Genomic DNA, 15,617 nt, shown 5'->3' on the forward strand with positions numbered 1-15,617 from the left:
CGCGCCGGGTGCGAGAGAGCGGGGAGTCGCACCGGTTGGGTCCGCGGCGGGCCCGATTCAGGCGGTGACGGTACGGCGGGCCGTGCGGCCGGAGATCTGGACGCGGTCGACGGCGCCGCTCTCCGGATCCCGCACGAAGCGTCCGCCGGGGTGGCGGCGGCCGGACGCGGGATCCACCAGGTCACAGGTCAGATCCGGATAACAGACCAGAGGCGCGGGGGTGTCGCCGTTCACGGTCAGGGTCAGGGCGCCGTCGGCGTCCGCCTCGATCCGGTACTCGACGGTGCCGTTGTGGTAGGTCCCGGCGCACTGGGGAAGTGCGACGGCGCGGCTGCGCTCGGGCGGGCGCGCGGCCGGGGGGACCTGCACTCCGGTGATCCGGTCGAGGTCTTCGGCCAAGTCGTGCCACAGGGCGGTGCCGTTGTTGGCGTTACTGGTGAAGGCGACCACCGTGCCGCTGTCCGGTTCGGCCCGCAGATGGCAGGAGGTGCCCTGGGCGTTGCCGTCGTGTCCGCACCACTGCTGGGCGCCCTGCTGGAAGAGGGCGAGGCCCAGGCCCCATGCGTCCGCCAGGACGCCCGGGGCGGCGCCCGGTACGGGGCGGCGCATCTCCTCGGCGGCGTCGGGCGTCAGCACCGTGCGGGGGCCGTGTCCGATCAGGGCCCGGCCCAGTGCCACCAGGTCGAGCGCGCTGGCCAGCAGGGCGCCCGCCGGGGCCTCCACCGGCGCCAGGTTCTGCTGCACCGGAAGCACGCGGCCCGAAGTCGTGTTCACGGAGTGCCCGCCGGCCACCGGACGCGTCTGCGCGCGGTCGCCGAGGAAGGCGGGAACGGTGCCCAGGGGCTCCAGGAGCAGCACCCGCACGGCTTCCTGCCAGGACATGCCCGTCACCGCTTCGATCAGCCGGCCGGCGGCGACATACCCGGCGTTGGAGTAGGAGAAGCCGCTGCCGGGCGCGCACACCGCGTCCCGGCCGGAACAGTGCGCGGACAGGTAGCGGGCGGGCGTCAGTGCCGCCGCGTCGTCCGAGTCGGGCCCGGTCGGGAGCCCGCCGGTGTGGCTGAGCAGCTGCCGTACGGTGAGGTGCGGCGCCCGCCGCAGCTCCGGCACGTGCGTGCCGACGAGATCGGTCAGCGCGAGGTCACCGTCGTCGGCCAGGAGCTGGACCACCGCGGCCGTGTAGGGCTTGGTGACGGAGCCCAACGGCACCGCCGTGTCCGCGGTGAACATCTCGCCGGTGGTGACGTCCGCCTTGCCCGTCTGCACGGTGTACGTCACCGAGTCGACCTGCACGGCGAGTTGGGCCCCCGGCACCTGGTGGGCGCGCGCGAGCGTGTCCAGACGCTCTTGTAAGAGGCGTCGTATGTGGGTCGGCTGCCGGCTCGCGACCTGAGCACTCGAAGCATGCGGCATGAGAAAGGAACTCCCGGAACTCGAACTCACGGGGGATGGCGCGCCTGCCTGCCGTGACGGCAACCCGCTCACGGCGCGGACGGGCCGGCCCCTGGGCCTGATCGCCGAGGGAACTCGGCAACCGATCTCCTCGCGTGCGCCCGGCCGTTGGTGCCGGGCACGCTCTTCACTGCGAACGGCGCTATGCCCTTCGCACCTCCACCGGCAGACGACGCGCACTGACGATGACGGCCGGATTCTGGAACTCGACCTCACGGCGGCTCGGGATGGTGAGGCAGGAGAAGCGATCCAGCAGTTGCCGGAGCGCGATGCGTGCCTCCAGCCTGGCCAGGGGTGCGCCGAAGCAGAAGTGAATGCCGTGACCGAAGGTCAGGTGCGGGTTGGGGCTGCGCAGCACGTGAAAGGTGTCGGGATCGGTGAACCGTGCCGGGTCGCGGTTGGCGGTGGCCAGGTTGGCCATCAGGATGGCGTCGGCGGGGAGGGTCCGGCCGCCGAGCTCGACCTCACGGGTGGTGCGGCGCCCCAGTTCGGGGAAGGGCGGCAGCCAGCGCAGCACCTCCTCGATGGCGTCCGGCAGCCGGCCGGGTTCGGCGCGCACCTGCGCGGCGGCCCCAGGGTGCTCGTCGAAGCTGAGCACGGCGTTGCCCAGCAGGGCGGTGGTGGTGATGTGCCCGGCGACCAGCAGCAGGGCCACGAAGCCGACGATCTCCTGGTCCGCCAGGCGTACGCCGTCCACTTCGGCCTGCAACAGCCTGCTGGTCAGCCCCTCTCCGGGGTGTTTCCGATGGTGGCGGATGTGTTCGAGGATGTAGCCGTTCATCTCGCGCACGGTGGGGGCGATGGAGTCCAGTGCGCGCTCGATATCGCTCATGTCCAGCGATTCGCCGATCTCGTCCCCGCCGAAGAGCGTGGCCGCCCACTCCTGGAACAGCCCGCGGTCAGCGGCCGGCACACCGAGCAGCTCGGCTATCACGAGGATGGGCAGCGGGTAGGCCAGCGCGTCCACCACGTCGAACCGGTCGCGGTCCCCGACGGCATCGAGCAGTTCCGCCGTGATGGCGTGGATCCTCGGTTCGAGTCCGGCGACGACCCGCGGGGTGAACGCCTGACTGACGAGCGTGCGCAGCTTGCGGTGCTCCGGCGGGTCCATGCCGACGAAGTTGCCCTGGCGGAAGGTCTCGAAGTCCGGCTGGGTGGGGGTCAGTCCGGAGAAGTCCGAGGAGAACGTCGCCGGGTCGGCGAGGACCGCGGCCACGCTCCGGTGATCCAGCACCTGCCAGACGTTCTGCCCCTCGTCATGGCGCACGGGATCGGTCTCGCCCAAGCTACTCCACCGGCCGACCAGATCGTCGAAGACGAAAGGTGCCTCTTTCAGTTCGTTGCTGGTCACCGGTTCTCCCTGAAGTGCGGGTCCGGGAGGGTTCGTTCCTCCCCGGCGGTTATGCGCTGGACTGATCGGCGGCCACACCCCGCGAAAAGACGGAGCGCCGCATGACGCAACAGGCTTACTATCACAGCCCTTTCATGACCTTGATTGCCTTCGGATGAATTTTGTACTTCCCGTGCAAGAATTGGCGAAGCCGGGTTCGGCACACGGCTTCCACCACGGTGTCGCGGCATCCCGAAAAGGGCATCCGGATCGCCCGACGACATGAACGCCCATAGAGATACGCGAACATGAACACCGGTGAAAAGGCATGCCGATAAGGCCGCCGTACCGATCCCGCGACGCATTGCCTGCGCAGGCCCGTAAATCCGCTGATTCCGCGTGACGTGTACGGCGCGTGGCGCGGCAGCACCACCCTCACTCGCCGGGCGGCAGGCTCCTGCGGCGCCTGCATACCACTGCGGGTGCGCTCAACGGCGACAGCAGCAGAAAAGCAGCCTCGGCGGCCGTCCGGTACGCCCCCGCGCACCGACCGACGACTCACACGGCAGCGAAGCCACCGTTGACCATCTCGTTACCACACATCCCCCACTGAAAGCCCCCACACAGGACACACGTCAGGCATCTCCGCGCACGTAAAGGTGGGCGATCCGCGCACGAGTCAACGGCGCCCGAAAAGCACGAGAGAAACGCAAAACACTACCGGCGGGTACAGTTTGATGTTGTCAACGCTCCGCGCCCCCGGGCGCTTTCACGCCAGTCCAGCTTGACCGACAGTCTTCACTCCCAGTCATACAATAGCAACCCCCTGCGGTTTGACTGAGAGTGATTTCTATACCCATTCACCTCTGCTCGCCAGTAGGCCGCAAGCGACCCCTGTTGCTCGTGAGGCAAACAATTTTCGACCGTCCGTTCGAACCGAGCGCGGGGACGTGGGTATTGAGCGTTTCCCGGAGAGCGGCAAGGCGCTCCAAGGAGGTCGCTCTTCCCCGCCGCAGGATGATGCCACCACTGCTCCGCGGCAAGTGCCAGACGTTGGCAAACCACTGCGGGGAGAGCAAGCCGCAAGAGCGGATCCGGGCCAGGTCCCAGGCCGCCACCGGCGCACCGGAAGGCGTTCGCCACCGCCGCGCCCACCACGCAGCCGGGCAGGCCAGGCACCGCCTTCACCGCGCTCATCAGCCCTCGCGGCCGGCCTCCGTGGTCATTGACCGGCCAACACCGCTGCTCACCCGGTGGCTTGCTTTCGACGTCCGGTTAATTGGCTGGATTCCATGCCTTGCGGCCGATGGGAACGCGGCAGTAACCACTTCGGGATCGCTTACCCGGAAAGAGATGGCCTATTTGTTGCCGGCGGGCAAGCAGTTGGTGAAGCGGCGTCGAATATGCCCCGGCGGAGCGTGCCACTCTCGGCACGGGGCGGTGCGGGACCTCCGCACGGCAGCCGATGGCCCCGCACCCCCGAAGCGGCGAAGGCTCGCACGCCGGCCGGACGGTCCCGTCCGGTGACGCCCCGGGTGCGCCGGGAATTGCCGTACTCCACCGCCGTGTTGTCGCCCCGCAGTGCCGCCGGTACGGTCAAGTCGCCTGCCGGGCAATACGGTTGAAGCACCGCTCCCGGGCAACGCGGCGGTGCGGCACCACGGCCGTGGCTCCGCAGGTTCCGAACGAGCGGCGCGATGTGGGACAGTGAGGTGACGGAACAGCCTGGTTCGGCTCGTGAGTCTTGCTCACCCGGTGCTCCGAGAAGCGGGATGTGCTCCCCGGCAGCTCCTGCCGTGGCGGCCCGCAACCGCCGGACCGCACGCGGCGCCTGCCGTGTGCCCGCAGTGTTGCGGCTGCCGGAGACTGCCACCCCAACTCTTTGAGGGCATGATTCCTTTCACCATCAGCACCCAGTATCTGGACGACACCGTGCTGCTCATGGCCTGCGGTGAGATCGACCGCGCTTGCGAGCCCGCGTGTGACCGCGTCCTCGCCTCACTGTCCGCAACGCTGGCCGGAGTGGTCCTGGACATGCAGAACGTGCCGTTCATGGACGTGACGGGCCTGCACTTCCTGTGCGCCCTGCACCGGCAGACCTCCCGCCATGACACCCGTCTGCACACCCGCGGCTGGCAGGCACAACCGCGGTACGTCCTGGATTCGGCCCTGCACCTCGACCTCCGGGGCGCCGACCTGAACACCGCGGTACGCGCGGCGCTCGACCTGCTGTAGAGAGGTCTCCCCCGCAACCCGCCGTGGGCCCTGCGGCAACGAAAAGCCGAGGGGCCCGGCCGACCGGCGGTCCGGGCCCCTCGGCTTGCGGCGCATCAGGTCATGGGGCGGTCAGTGACCGCCCTCGTCCACGACCGCGACCTCCTCGATGTTCTGTTCGATCGCCTCGGACGAGACCGCGGTGGCACGGGCCCAGTAGTAGATGCCCAGCGAGAACGCCGTGATGACCGCCATGTCCCACCACAGCGGAAGGTGTCCCTGGCCGCCGAAGCCGCCCTGCCAGGCGATGAGGCCCATGCCGATCAGGTACACCGGAAGCCACTGCGCGGCCTTCCAGTCCAATCGCGGGGCGTTCGGCAGGCGCTTCTTCGTCGCGTACCAGGCATAGCTGCCGAGCAGCACATACCCGATGATGATCGCCCAGCCGAGCCGCTGGAGGGTGTCCCAGCCGGCCCAGTAAATGATCAGGCTCGCGACGACGAAGGACACCGGCGAGATCACACCGCCGCCGGGCAGGCGGTACGGGCGCTCGTGGTACGGCAGCCGGTTGCGGAAGACACCGAACGCCAGCGGCGCGCCCGCATACATCAGCACGCTCGCCGAGGTGATGAAGGAGACCAGTTCCTGCCAGCTCGGGAAGGGAAGGAAGCAGATCACGCCGGTGACGAAGGAGATGATCAGGCCGAACCACGGCACGCCGCGGCCGTCGGTCTTCTCGAACAGCCGGGGCGCATAGCCGTTCTTGCTGAGGCCGTAGGAGATGCGCGAGGTCGAGGTGGTGTAGATCAGCCCGGTGCCACCGGGGGAGATGATCGCGTCCGCGTAGAGGACCCAGCCCAGCCAGCCCAGGCCGACCACGGTGGCCAGGCCGGCCCACGGGCCGCTGATGCCCGCGTAGTCCAGCTTGGCCCACCCGTGCGCGAAGGAGGCCAGCGGCAGCGCGCCTATGTAGACCACCTGGAGGAGGACGTAGATCACCGCGCCGATCACGACCGAGCCGATCGTGGCGCGCGGCAGGTCACGCTTGGGGTTGCGGCTCTCCCCGGCGAGCTGGATGGCCTGCTCGAAGCCGAGCAGCGCGAAGATGATGCCGCTGGTGCTGATGGCGCTGAGCACGCCCTTGGCACCGAAGGGGGCGAAGCCCTGCGAGGTGAAGTTGTGCGGGTGGAAGTTGGTCGCCGCGATGACGAAGATCGCCCCGAGGGGTACGGCGATCTTCCACCAGGTCGCCGCGCTGTTCGTGTGCGCCAGTACCTTCACGCCGAGGAAGTTCACCGCGACGAAGACCGCCATCAGGACGACCGCGACGATGAAGCCGCTCGTGGTGAGGGTCCCGTTGGCGTGCTGGAACCCCTGGGCCCACGACCAGTGACCGGCGTAACCGATCATGGCCTCGACCTCGATCGGGGCGACCGTCGCCGCCTGGAGCCAGGAGAACCAGCCGAAGGACATTCCAGCCAGGCCACCGAAGGCGTAGTGCGGATACCGCGCCGTACCACCGGCCACCGGGAACAGGCCACCGAGCTCGGCGTGCACCAGCGCCAGCAGCACCACCGCGACCGCGCCGATGATCCAGGAGATCAGCGCGGCCGGTCCCGCCACCACCACGGCCTTCTGCGCCCCGTAGAGCCACCCGGACCCGATGATGGAGCCGACCGACGCCCACATCAGGCCGATCAGTCCCACGTCCCTCCGGAGGGAGCCGGAGGTCCGTGCCCTCTCGGGAGCGATCTCGTCAACGCTTGCCATAGGAGGCCTTTCAAGACAGCAGTGGCTGAAAATTTGCCTCAGAGTAGGGAGCATTCACGGCGCTGCAAAGAGCCGTTGCCTGAATAGTGGAATCCCTTGACGGAATGCATACCGAATTCTCAGCTCGCCACTGTGGACATTTCACGGGATTCCCGAATGGGCGGCCCCGGGGGCGCTTCCGGTAACAGGATGCGACCGGGCAATTACCCATCGATCCTTGGGACCCCCCGTAAATTTGGGGAAAAATTGAAGCTTGGAGCAGTAATGGGAGCTTCGGGTCAGGTAATGGCGCCCATCAGGGCTCTCGCGATCTTCAAAAACCCTTCGACGGGCCGGCGGGAGCCGGCGAGGAAACCGCCGGACATCACCCCGCGACATATCGCGACCGTCGGGCCGCCCGCCTTCGAGCTGCCTGACTTCGAGCCGTCCGACGTGACCCGTTCGGCCTGAGCCGTTCGGCCTGAGCCGTTCGGTCCGACCGGTCCGGCTTGACGCGTCATTTCCGCGATCGAGCCACCCATAAAGCGCATTCTTGGGACGCTCTCAAGTGGTGCGCCGTGACAAGGCAGCTGACAGCGGGTCATATATCGCTACTGCGATGAGAAGGCCGACGCGGTGTCGTCCTTAGCAGCAGGCCGAAAGGAACATGCCCATGCGCACTGCCCGCACCCTGTTCGCCTCAGCCGTCATTACCGCGGTATTCGCGGTGGGCGCGCCCCCCGCGACGGCCTCGCCCGCGACCGAGGACGTCACCACGGTCACTGCCGCCTCGGCACACCACGAGGACCACGGCCGCCACCAGAGGGGCGACCAGGACCGCTACCGGGACCGTGACCGGCACGGGGACCACGACCACGGCCGGTCCTGCCGCCACTGGCACGGCCGCCACCACCACATGTGCAGGCACCATCACCACAGGCACCACTACCGGCCCGTCGGCGGTCTGCACACCCACGGCGGCGCTCGGGTGGATGTCGGCCGCTAAAGGCTGTCCCTGAGGGAGCCGGGTTTTTGCACGGGTCCATCCAGTGGTGACTGCCTCTCAGGAACCTCTGAGAGCGGCACCTTTGGGAGCCGGCGGCCGGCCGCAGACCCTCTGCGGGAAACTCCCCTGTTTCCCGCGGGGTTCTGCGGGCAGCGGAATGATGACGCCGACGAAAGGACCTCATCATGAGCGCCGTGGAGAAGGCGAAGGCCAAGGCAGAGCAGACGACCGGGAAGGCGGAAAAGGAAGTCGGCCGCACGGTCGGCAACGAACGTCTCGAAGCGGACGGCGTGGTGCGGGAATCCAAGGGAAACCTGCGCGACGCAAAGGAGAGCGGCAAGGACGCACTCAAGGACTGACGCCAGGATTCCACCATGGGTGGGTGGGCCACCTATATCCGTGGCTCCACCCACCGCATGCGTTGCTTCGCGAGCCGGGACGGATTCCACGCACGGAAGCGAGACGGCGCCATGGCCGGGGCCGTCGGCGATTCGCCGTGGCAGGCCATGGCTGATAGGGAGGTGGCATGAGCGAAATTCCTCCGGTTCTGACCGTTACCGCCATCAGCACCATCGGGGCCGCCGACGTTCATGACGAGAACGCGGACTCCTGGGTGGTGATCGAAACAGCCGAGCAGGGCCAGTTGCTGCTGAATCTGCCCGGCCCCCTCTATGACGCGGCGCTCCAGGCCACCAGGCTCCCGGCCGACCAGCCCGGCCCCGGCCGCCTGGCCCTCACCGACGAAGAGATCGCCGCCTACCGCGCCCATATCGCAGCGCTCTCCGACGCCGACCGGGGAGCCTGACGACTTCCCCCGGCCCGTCCGCAGTGGGCGTATCAGCCCAGGACGAGCGGCAGTTTCGCGGCCAGCTCGCCGAGTTCGGCCCGCTCCCCCTCGGTCGGTGCCCGGCGCCCGGTACCGACCAGAAGTGCGTCCTTGTCGGTGAACGACGCGGGGAACGCGGCGTCGGCGATCCGTTCCAGCATCGCGCGGGACCGGGCCAGGCCCTCCGCGGGCGGTTCCGTCGCGTCCGGGAGGTACGCGATCAGATCGAGGTGGTGCAGCGTCCATTCCAGGACGTACGCGGTGAGGTAGTCGCCCACGGTCAGGACCTCGTCGCGGGTGCTCACCCGGGCGCCGGGGTCGGCGAGTTCGGCGGCGCGTCCGGCGGCGGAGCCGACGTCGTCGAGGTGGAAGGTGAGCAGGCGCGGTTCCTCGTACGCGGCGGCCAGCCGGACGGTCAGCGCATCGAGCGGGTCCTCGCCGGCCGGCGGTTAGCCCTCGACCCGCCAGTAGGTCTCCGCGTTCACGGTCGGCGGCGTTCCTGCGGGGGTGGCGAGGGTGATCAGGACGTCCTGCGCGTCGATGATCAGGTGGCACACGAGGTCCCGTACGAGCCAGCCGGTGCAGCCGGACGGTTGCGCGAAGTCCTGGTCCGGGAGTGCGGCGACCGCCGTGCGCAACGCCGCCCATGAGCGGGAGAAGAGATCCACACCGGCACGCTAGTGCGGTCCCGGAACCGCGGACAAGAGGAGGGGAGGGCCGCGCCGTCGCTCTCGTCCACGGCGCGACGGTGCCCCCTGAACAGGGTGCGGGCAACCAGTCCACCGCCCCCGTGCGTCGACAGGGATATGTCGACCGTGCACACCCTTCTGCGGAAGGCTCTCCTCTTCGCCTGGCTGGAGACGCGCTGCTGTGCCTTCGCCATCGCCCTGCTGTCGGGCGTGGCCGTGTCCCGGGCGCTGCCGCAGCTGCCCATTGCCCGATATGACCTGCTGGTCGCCTACGGGGTGCTGCTGACCGCGGTGTTCCTGGCCTGCCGCTGGGAGAGCGGGCGGGACACCGCGGTCATCGCGGTGTGTCATGTGATCGGTCTGGCCTTCGAAGTGGTGAAGGTCGCCCTGGGATCCTGGAGCTACCCGGAACCGGCCGTACTGAAGTTCGCCGGTGTGCCCCTCTACGGCGGCTTCCTCTACGCCGCGGTGGGCAGCTATGTGTGCCGCGCCTGGCATGTGATGGATCTGGAGCTGAGCCGCTACCGCGCCGGAGCGACCTCGGTGGTGGCCGTGGCGATCTATGTGAACTTCTTCAGTCACCACTGGCTCCCGGACCTGCGCTGGCCCCTCGCCGCCGCTCTGCTCGCGGTCACCGCCGGGACACAGGTGAGGTTCACCGTCGGGCACACCCGCCACCGCATGCCCCTGGCGCTCGGCTTCACCCTGATCGGCTTCTTCCTGTGGCTCGCGGAGAACCTGGCCACCTACCTCGGCGCCTGGCGCTACCCCGACCAGCTGCACGGCTGGCAGCCCGTCGCCGGGGAGAAGATCGGAGCCTGGGCACTCCTGATCAGCGTGACCTTCGTCCTGGTCGCCTGGGCCAAGGGCAAGCAGACCCCGAGGAGCCCGGGCCGGCGGTTCTCCCCGTCTCCGCACTCCTGCCGCACGGAGGGCAAGCCCTGAGGCCCTTACCGGCGCGGAAGGAGGGACCCCAGAGGCCCGAGATCGAGGTTGAGGTCTTCGAGGCGCAGGCCGTGCTGATCGCACAGTTCGGTCATCCGCTCTTCGAGGTGCATCAGTGTCTCCCCGATCTGGTCCACCTGTGCGTCGCTCAGGTCTCCCTGTTCCACCCGGCGGATCGCCTGCCGTTCCATCAACTGCCGCAGCAGCTCCACCACCGTGAGTACCAACGAGACGAGGTCGCGGCCCATGTGGTCACGGTCGAGGTCGAATCTGCTCTCACCCGTGCCGGTGCTTTCGCTCATAGCGGCCCCGAGTCCGACCAGGGCGCGGGCACCCGTTCGCTGACCGATGACAGCAACGCGTGGAGGGAGAGCCGCACCAGGGGCACGTCCGCGATCGCGATGACCAGGTCCCCGCTGATGACGACCCCGGTGGCCAGGACGCGGTCCAGAAGGTCGACCAGCGGGACGCCGATGGGGCCGGTGAGCGGGCCCGGTGTTTCCCAGGGGACGGGGTGCCGGCCGGACACGGCTCACGCCTCCCCGACGAAGGAGTACGGGACCCAGGGACCCGACAGCTCGACCTCTGCTCCCGTGCGGTGCCGCAGGCCCGCCACCGCGTCCCGCAGTCGCTGCTCGCATACCGACGTCACCAGGTAGGTGGCGTTCAGGATCTGCAGGCGGTGCTTCTCCCCCGTCATCTCCGGACTGTGCGGGCGCAGCCGGCGGGCCGCGGTGGCCAGGCGGCTCAGCGCGGCATCGATGTCTTCGGCGGTCCGCAGCGCGCGGTCATGCCGGTCTTCTCGCGCCTGCTGCAGCCCCCGTTTCCGCTCCAGGTAGGCGCGGCCCGCTCCGTGTGGCGCCCGGCCGCCGCCGTGCGGGAGAGGCGGGACGGGTGCGGTCGCGGCGGGCGTGGGGGACGACGTGGGAGATGCGGTGGGAGATGACGTGGGGAGGTAGACCTTCACCCCCCATTCGGCGTGGTCTTCGATACGTGCCAGTACCGCGGTGAAGCGGTCCGCGTCCGCTTCCAGGGCCTGGCGCGCCCGCTCGTCCCCCCGGTAGAGCGTGGCCAGCGCCAGCGGTGCCGTGGGGCCGCAGACGGCGGCCGCGGTCACCACTTCGTGGTGAGCTCGTGCGCAGCGTTCCAGCTCCGCACGGTCCGACAGCCGCTGCTGCCATGCGTCCTCACTGAACTCGGCGGCGGGTACGTGCTGGACGACCGCCGTGAGGGGACCGCACCGCAGACCGCGTACGGGAAAGCCTTCGGCGAGGCCGGCGAGCCCGCTGAGGACGGCCGGGTCGAGCCGTCGGCATACCGCGAAGACGTAGGTCGCGGTGGCTCCGTCCGGGGTGCCGGGCTGCTCTGCCAGCGCCTCGCTGCTCCTCATGTTCCTGCCCCTGTCCCTGCCGTGTCCTGCGACCGGGAGGAGGGCGGGCCGCCGTCCTCGCCGGACTCCAGTGCCGCCACGCGCTCACGCAACCGTTGGTTCTCCTCCCGCAACTCGCTTCGTGCCGCCTTGGAACTGAGCGCGGGATCGGTCTCCCACCAGTCGATACCGGCCTTCCTCGCCGTCTCCACCGACGCGACGAACAGCCGGAGCCTGATGGTCAGGAGTTCGATGTCAAGGAGGTCGATCTTGATGTCGCCGGCGATGACGATCCCCTTGTCCAGGACGCGTTCGAGGATGTCGGCGAGGTTCGAGGTGGTCGGGCCGTTGGCAGGAGGAGCGGCCCATCTCTCATCGATGTCGGTCACGTGGTCGCTCCTTTCTCCACTTTCGCCACTGTGTCTTCGCCGGCCCCGTCAGCTCGCGTACAGCAGGTCGAGCAGTTGCTCCTCTTCCCGTTCGAATGCCTCTTTGCCGAGGTGGCCGGCTTCGAATTCATGGTTCAGCGCGACGAGCCGGGCGCGGATCACGGAGGGGTCGTGCAGCTCGCGGTCGGCCGCCTGGGCGAGTTGGTCGGCCACCCAGACCACGCCCCGCACGGGCGCGAGCGGCAGGGTGAGCACACCGCTGATCAGACCCACCTCAACCTCCCGCCCTCGCCCTTGCCCGCGCCGCGAGCGGCCGCGGTTCGAGGAAGCTGTAGCAGGGCAGCGGGCCCGCCACCCGGAGTTCGACGCGCTCGCGGTGGTGCCCGGCCAGACGCTCCGCCTCCGCGAGGAAGCCGGGACTGTCGCTCCGGTCCACCAGGAACGACATATTGACCTGGCAGCCGGAGACCTCCGGCCCGGCGGCGACCGCATGCGCCCGGGGCGTCAGCGCCCGCACGATCTCGTGCCCCGCTTCGGCGGCCCGGCGCGAGAGCGCGGTGGCCACCGCCTCACCGAGGCGCATGTTCGCCTCGTAGCCGGGCCGTCGGCGCACCGCCTCGCGCAGGCCGCGGATGGTGGCGTCCCCCGTGACGAGCGCGGCGAGCGAGTCGTCGGCAGGCATGGCTTTGACGTTGATCTCGACCCTTTCCGCGAGGTCGTCCAATACGGCCAGATGCTGCTCCTCGGCCTCCGAGAGCTGCCGGCGGACCACGGCGTCGTCCGGTGCGACCATGCCGAACCGCATGGGAAGGACGGGCCCGGCCTCGGCGAGAGCCAGCAACAGCTCCTGGTGTGCCATGAGGTCGCGGCGACGGGCGCGCAGGTTCGGCGGCGCCGGGCTCACGACCGCGGCAACGCGCCCCTCACCGATGCGCTCCACCACCCCCGGCGGATCTCCCACGCCGCGCAGGTGCGAGGGCAACGGGTGGCCGGCCCGGACGATGCCGTAGACGTAGATGCCGTCGTCCGTCACTGCTCACTCCTCCTCTGAGCGCCGTCGGCGCGAGGCGGCCCCGGACCGGGCGGAGCTGCTGCGTCGCCGCCGCTGCGGCTGCGCTTCCTCCTCGGATTCGTCATCCGAGTCGTCATCGCCGCCCACCACCGAGCGGACGGTGTCACCAATGGATGAGACGGCCTTTTTGGCCTTGTGCTTTCCGACGCTTTTGGCGGCCTGGCCGCCGAAGAGCTCCGGGACGGTCACGCTGCCCGAATCGTGCTCCAGGTCCAGCCGGTTGCACGCCTCCGCGAAACGCAGATAGGTATCGACGCTGGCCACCACGATGCGGGCGTCAATCTTGAGGATCTCGATCCCGACCAGGGACACCCGTATGAACACATCGATGACCATCCCCCGGTCCAGGATGAGTTCCATCACGTCGTACAGCGTTCCTGCCCTCGGCGGGCAGGGAATGACTTCGCCGGCGAATCCCGAATACGTCGTCGTGGCCATGAGAGGTGCCCTTTCAGCTGGTCAGCGCTCCGCGTTCACTGGTCGGCCGCACCTCGTCGATAGCGGTGGGTCCGGTAGTACTCGAGCAGTTCACCCGCGTCGTCGAGCTTCACGTCGTATGTCGCGAGAAGGCTCGTGGTATCCGGAATCCGTGCCAGCTCCAGCACATCCACCTCGACACACCAGCCGTCGTCGGTCCGGCGTACGGCGGAAACGCCTTCCACCCGCTGGCTGATCAGGCTCTGCAGCAATTCGGCGGCCCGGCGCGCCACTGCCCCGGGGTCGTTCCCCGTGGCTTTCTTGTGCTTTCGGGCAGCCGTCGACGACCGAACCCGCGTTCGGGATTGTTCTGCCATACATCTAGTCTCATCGCCACCCTGACCTGCGCATCTTCAGCGGGACCAAATGAGGGGCCCTCGCGACGGGGCCGTTGCCGGCCGTTCGGCCCGGTCGACAATGGCTGATTTCCCGGTGTGGCCGGGCCCACCGGGGCAGGTTGGGTGAAGAGGGTCCGGACAGGGAGGGGCTGAGAGGTGCGCGTGTACGACTACATCATCGTGGGGGCCGGGTCGGCGGGGTGCGTACTGGCAGCCCGGCTCAGCGAGGACGAGGACACCCGCGTACTGCTCGTCGAGGCCGGGCCGGCGGACGATGCCCAGGAGATCCATGTCCCGGCCGCCTTCAGCAAGTTGTTCCAGACCAAGTACGACTGGAGCTACCTCAGCGCATGCGAACCGGGCCTGGACGGCCGCCGCCGGTTCCTGCCCCGGGGCCGGATGCTCGGTGGTTCGTCGTCGATGAACGCGATGATCTACATCCGCGGCAACCGGCGCGACTACGACGCCTGGGCCGCCGCCGGCGCCGAGCAGTGGAGCTGGGACGACGTCCTCCCCTACTTCCTGCGCGCCGAGGACTTCCAGGGCGAGAAGTCACCATGGCACGGCACCGGCGGACCGCTGACGGTCAGCGAAGGCCGCTCCCGGCATCCGCTGATGGCTGCTTACGTCGCGGCCGCCCAGGAGGCCGGCCACCCCTTCACCGCAGACTTCAACGGCCCGGAACAGGACGGTGTCGGCTACTACCACCTCACCCAGCGCGACGGCATGCGCTGCAGCACGGCCGTCGCGTATCTGCGGCCGGCTCTGGCCCGGCCGAATCTGGAGGTGCTCACCGGCGCCCAGTGCACCCGCATCCTGTTCGACGGCGAGCGCGCGAGCGGCGTCGAGCTGGAGCGGGGCGGCGAACTGCAGCAATGGCACGCCGAGCGGGAGGTGGTGCTGTCGGCCGGTGCGTACAACTCCCCGCAGCTGCTGATGCTTTCCGGCATCGGCGTGGCCGGTGAACTCGCGGCCCTCGGCATCACGCCCCGGGTGGACCTCCCGGTGGGGGAAAACCTGCAGGACCACCCGCATGTCGGCCTCTCCTATCTGACCGACACCGCCACCCTGTTCAGCGCCGAGACGCCGGACGCCGTGCGCCTGCTGGAGACCGAGGGGCGGGGCCCGCTCACCTCCAACGTCGGTGAGGCCGGCGGTTTCCACCGCACCCGCGAGGGACTGGACGCCCCGGACATCCAGGTGCACGCCACTCCGGTGATGTTCCACGAGGAGGGCATCAGCCCCGTCACCGACCACGCCTTCATGTTTGGCGCGGTCCTGCTCCACCCCACCAGCCGGGGCAAGGTCTCGCTGCGGTCGGCGATCCCCAGCGCCGCCCCGCACATCCTGCACAACTATCTGGCCACCGAGGACGACCGGGCCACGATGCTGCGGGCGCTGAGGTTGCTGCTGGACATCGCGGACCGCCCCGGGCTGCGCAAGCACCGCCGCGCCGATTTCCGCGTTCCCCGCTCCACGGACGACGCCGGGCTGCTGGACTTCGCCCGTCGTGAGCTGCACACCCTGTACCACCCGGCGGGCAGCTGCTCGATCGGCCCCGTGGTCGACTCCCGGCTCAGGGTGCACGGGGTGAGCGGCCTGCGGGTCGTGGACGCCTCGGTGATGCCCACGGTGGTCCGGGGCAACACCAACGCCCCCACGATCATGATCGCGGAGAAGGCGGCGGACCTGATCCGCGACCTCCCTGCCCCGGCCTGACGAGCCTGACCTGCGCATTCGGGTGAGCCGCGGGGACGGGCA

19 protein-coding genes and 1 pseudogene are annotated in these 15,617 nt (G+C 69.2%); 6 read left to right on the forward strand and 14 right to left on the reverse strand.

Features of this window, described 5'->3' with window-relative positions:
* Positions 1 to 57: 57 nt before the first annotated feature.
* The 3 genes from ABZ851_RS21375 to ABZ851_RS21385 all read right to left on the reverse strand — a co-directional run bounded on the left by ABZ851_RS21375 (position 58) and on the right by ABZ851_RS21385 (position 3,254).
* Entirely contained in the window at positions 58 to 1,413 is a 1,356-nt protein-coding gene (locus tag ABZ851_RS21375) for a serine hydrolase domain-containing protein (protein ID WP_361129867.1), read from the reverse strand.
* Positions 1,414 to 1,594: 181 nt separating this feature from the next.
* Positions 1,595 to 2,803 carry a cytochrome P450 gene (locus ABZ851_RS21380; protein WP_361129870.1) on the reverse strand — a complete coding sequence of 403 codons (1,209 nt, stop codon included), beginning with the start codon at positions 2,801 to 2,803 and terminating at the stop codon, positions 1,595 to 1,597.
* Positions 2,804 to 2,924: 121 nt separating this feature from the next.
* Positions 2,925 to 3,254, reverse strand: coding sequence for a hypothetical protein (locus ABZ851_RS21385; protein ID WP_361129873.1), 330 nt, complete (start codon positions 3,252 to 3,254; stop codon positions 2,925 to 2,927).
* Positions 3,255 to 4,672: 1,418 nt separating this feature from the next.
* Here ABZ851_RS21385 and ABZ851_RS21390 point away from each other — a divergent pair.
* Entirely contained in the window at positions 4,673 to 5,017 is a 345-nt protein-coding gene (locus ABZ851_RS21390) for an STAS domain-containing protein (RefSeq protein ID WP_361129876.1), read from the forward strand.
* 111 nt (positions 5,018 to 5,128) lie between these two features.
* On the opposite strand, the gene ABZ851_RS21395 is transcribed toward ABZ851_RS21390, so the two are convergent.
* Both ABZ851_RS21395 and ABZ851_RS21400 read right to left on the reverse strand, forming a co-directional pair.
* On the reverse strand, positions 5,129 to 6,766 hold the full coding sequence (locus ABZ851_RS21395) for an APC family permease (protein ID WP_361129878.1): 1,638 nt from the start codon (positions 6,764 to 6,766) through the stop codon (positions 5,129 to 5,131).
* A gap of 278 nt (positions 6,767 to 7,044) precedes the next feature.
* Positions 7,045 to 7,287 (reverse strand): hypothetical protein, encoded by a 243-nt coding sequence (locus tag ABZ851_RS21400; RefSeq protein ID WP_361129880.1) that lies wholly within the window; start codon positions 7,285 to 7,287, stop codon positions 7,045 to 7,047.
* Positions 7,288 to 7,418: 131 nt separating this feature from the next.
* Between ABZ851_RS21400 and ABZ851_RS21405 the strand changes: the two genes are divergently transcribed.
* From ABZ851_RS21405 to ABZ851_RS21415, 3 genes are all read left to right on the forward strand, one after another.
* Positions 7,419 to 7,751 carry a hypothetical protein gene (locus ABZ851_RS21405; RefSeq protein ID WP_361129882.1) on the forward strand — a complete coding sequence of 111 codons (333 nt, stop codon included), beginning with the start codon at positions 7,419 to 7,421 and terminating at the stop codon, positions 7,749 to 7,751.
* A gap of 185 nt (positions 7,752 to 7,936) precedes the next feature.
* The gene (locus tag ABZ851_RS21410) at positions 7,937 to 8,110 is read left to right on the forward strand and encodes a CsbD family protein (RefSeq protein WP_088796137.1); all 174 of its coding nucleotides are present in this window, start codon (positions 7,937 to 7,939) and stop codon (positions 8,108 to 8,110) included.
* A 167-nt stretch (positions 8,111 to 8,277) separates the two neighbouring features.
* Positions 8,278 to 8,556 (forward strand): hypothetical protein, encoded by a 279-nt coding sequence (locus ABZ851_RS21415; protein WP_361129885.1) that lies wholly within the window; start codon positions 8,278 to 8,280, stop codon positions 8,554 to 8,556.
* A 32-nt stretch (positions 8,557 to 8,588) separates the two neighbouring features.
* On the opposite strand, the pseudogene ABZ851_RS21420 reads toward ABZ851_RS21415, so the two are convergent.
* Positions 8,589 to 9,245, reverse strand: a pseudogene (locus ABZ851_RS21420) (maleylpyruvate isomerase N-terminal domain-containing protein).
* A gap of 147 nt (positions 9,246 to 9,392) precedes the next feature.
* Between ABZ851_RS21420 and ABZ851_RS21425 the strand changes: the two are divergent.
* Positions 9,393 to 10,211, forward strand: a complete 819-nt coding sequence (locus tag ABZ851_RS21425) for a DUF817 domain-containing protein (RefSeq protein ID WP_361129888.1) — start codon at positions 9,393 to 9,395, stop codon at positions 10,209 to 10,211.
* A gap of 5 nt (positions 10,212 to 10,216) precedes the next feature.
* On the opposite strand, the gene ABZ851_RS21430 is transcribed toward ABZ851_RS21425, so the two are convergent.
* Genes ABZ851_RS21430 through ABZ851_RS21465 form a run of 8 tightly spaced genes read right to left on the reverse strand, consistent with a single transcriptional unit; the run spans position 10,217 to position 13,835 of the window.
* Entirely contained in the window at positions 10,217 to 10,513 is a 297-nt protein-coding gene (locus ABZ851_RS21430) for a gas vesicle protein K (protein WP_361129891.1), read from the reverse strand.
* On the reverse strand, positions 10,510 to 10,740 hold the full coding sequence (locus ABZ851_RS21435; protein ID WP_336051849.1) for a gas vesicle protein: 231 nt from the start codon (positions 10,738 to 10,740) through the stop codon (positions 10,510 to 10,512). Before ABZ851_RS21435 ends, ABZ851_RS21430 begins: the two co-directional genes overlap by 4 nt.
* 3 nt (positions 10,741 to 10,743) lie before the next feature.
* Positions 10,744 to 11,601, reverse strand: a complete 858-nt coding sequence (locus ABZ851_RS21440) for a GvpL/GvpF family gas vesicle protein (RefSeq protein WP_361129894.1) — start codon at positions 11,599 to 11,601, stop codon at positions 10,744 to 10,746.
* Positions 11,598 to 11,969: a gas vesicle protein gene (locus ABZ851_RS21445; RefSeq protein WP_361129897.1), complete on the reverse strand. Its 372-nt coding sequence runs from the start codon at positions 11,967 to 11,969 to the stop codon at positions 11,598 to 11,600. The genes ABZ851_RS21440 and ABZ851_RS21445 overlap by 4 nt, the downstream gene beginning before the upstream one ends.
* A 48-nt stretch (positions 11,970 to 12,017) precedes the next feature.
* The gene (locus ABZ851_RS21450) at positions 12,018 to 12,242 is read right to left on the reverse strand and encodes a gas vesicle protein GvpG (RefSeq protein ID WP_088796144.1); all 225 of its coding nucleotides are present in this window, start codon (positions 12,240 to 12,242) and stop codon (positions 12,018 to 12,020) included.
* Position 12,243: 1 nt separating this feature from the next.
* Complete coding sequence (locus tag ABZ851_RS21455) at positions 12,244 to 13,002, reverse strand: GvpL/GvpF family gas vesicle protein (RefSeq protein ID WP_361129901.1); 759 nt, start codon at positions 13,000 to 13,002, stop codon at positions 12,244 to 12,246.
* A gap of 3 nt (positions 13,003 to 13,005) precedes the next feature.
* Positions 13,006 to 13,479 (reverse strand): gas vesicle structural protein GvpA, encoded by a 474-nt coding sequence (locus ABZ851_RS21460; RefSeq protein ID WP_336051843.1) that lies wholly within the window; start codon positions 13,477 to 13,479, stop codon positions 13,006 to 13,008.
* A gap of 35 nt (positions 13,480 to 13,514) precedes the next feature.
* Complete coding sequence (locus tag ABZ851_RS21465; protein ID WP_336051842.1) at positions 13,515 to 13,835, reverse strand: gas vesicle protein; 321 nt, start codon at positions 13,833 to 13,835, stop codon at positions 13,515 to 13,517.
* A gap of 177 nt (positions 13,836 to 14,012) precedes the next feature.
* Here ABZ851_RS21465 and ABZ851_RS21470 point away from each other — a divergent pair, with 177 nt between their 5' ends.
* Positions 14,013 to 15,575, forward strand: coding sequence for an FAD-dependent oxidoreductase (locus tag ABZ851_RS21470; RefSeq protein ID WP_361129905.1), 1,563 nt, complete (start codon positions 14,013 to 14,015; stop codon positions 15,573 to 15,575).
* The last annotated feature ends 42 nt before the right edge of the window (positions 15,576 to 15,617 follow it).

The organism is Streptomyces sp. NPDC047049 (genome assembly GCF_040643995.1).
Taxonomy (GTDB): domain Bacteria; phylum Actinomycetota; class Actinomycetes; order Streptomycetales; family Streptomycetaceae; genus Streptomyces; species Streptomyces mooreae.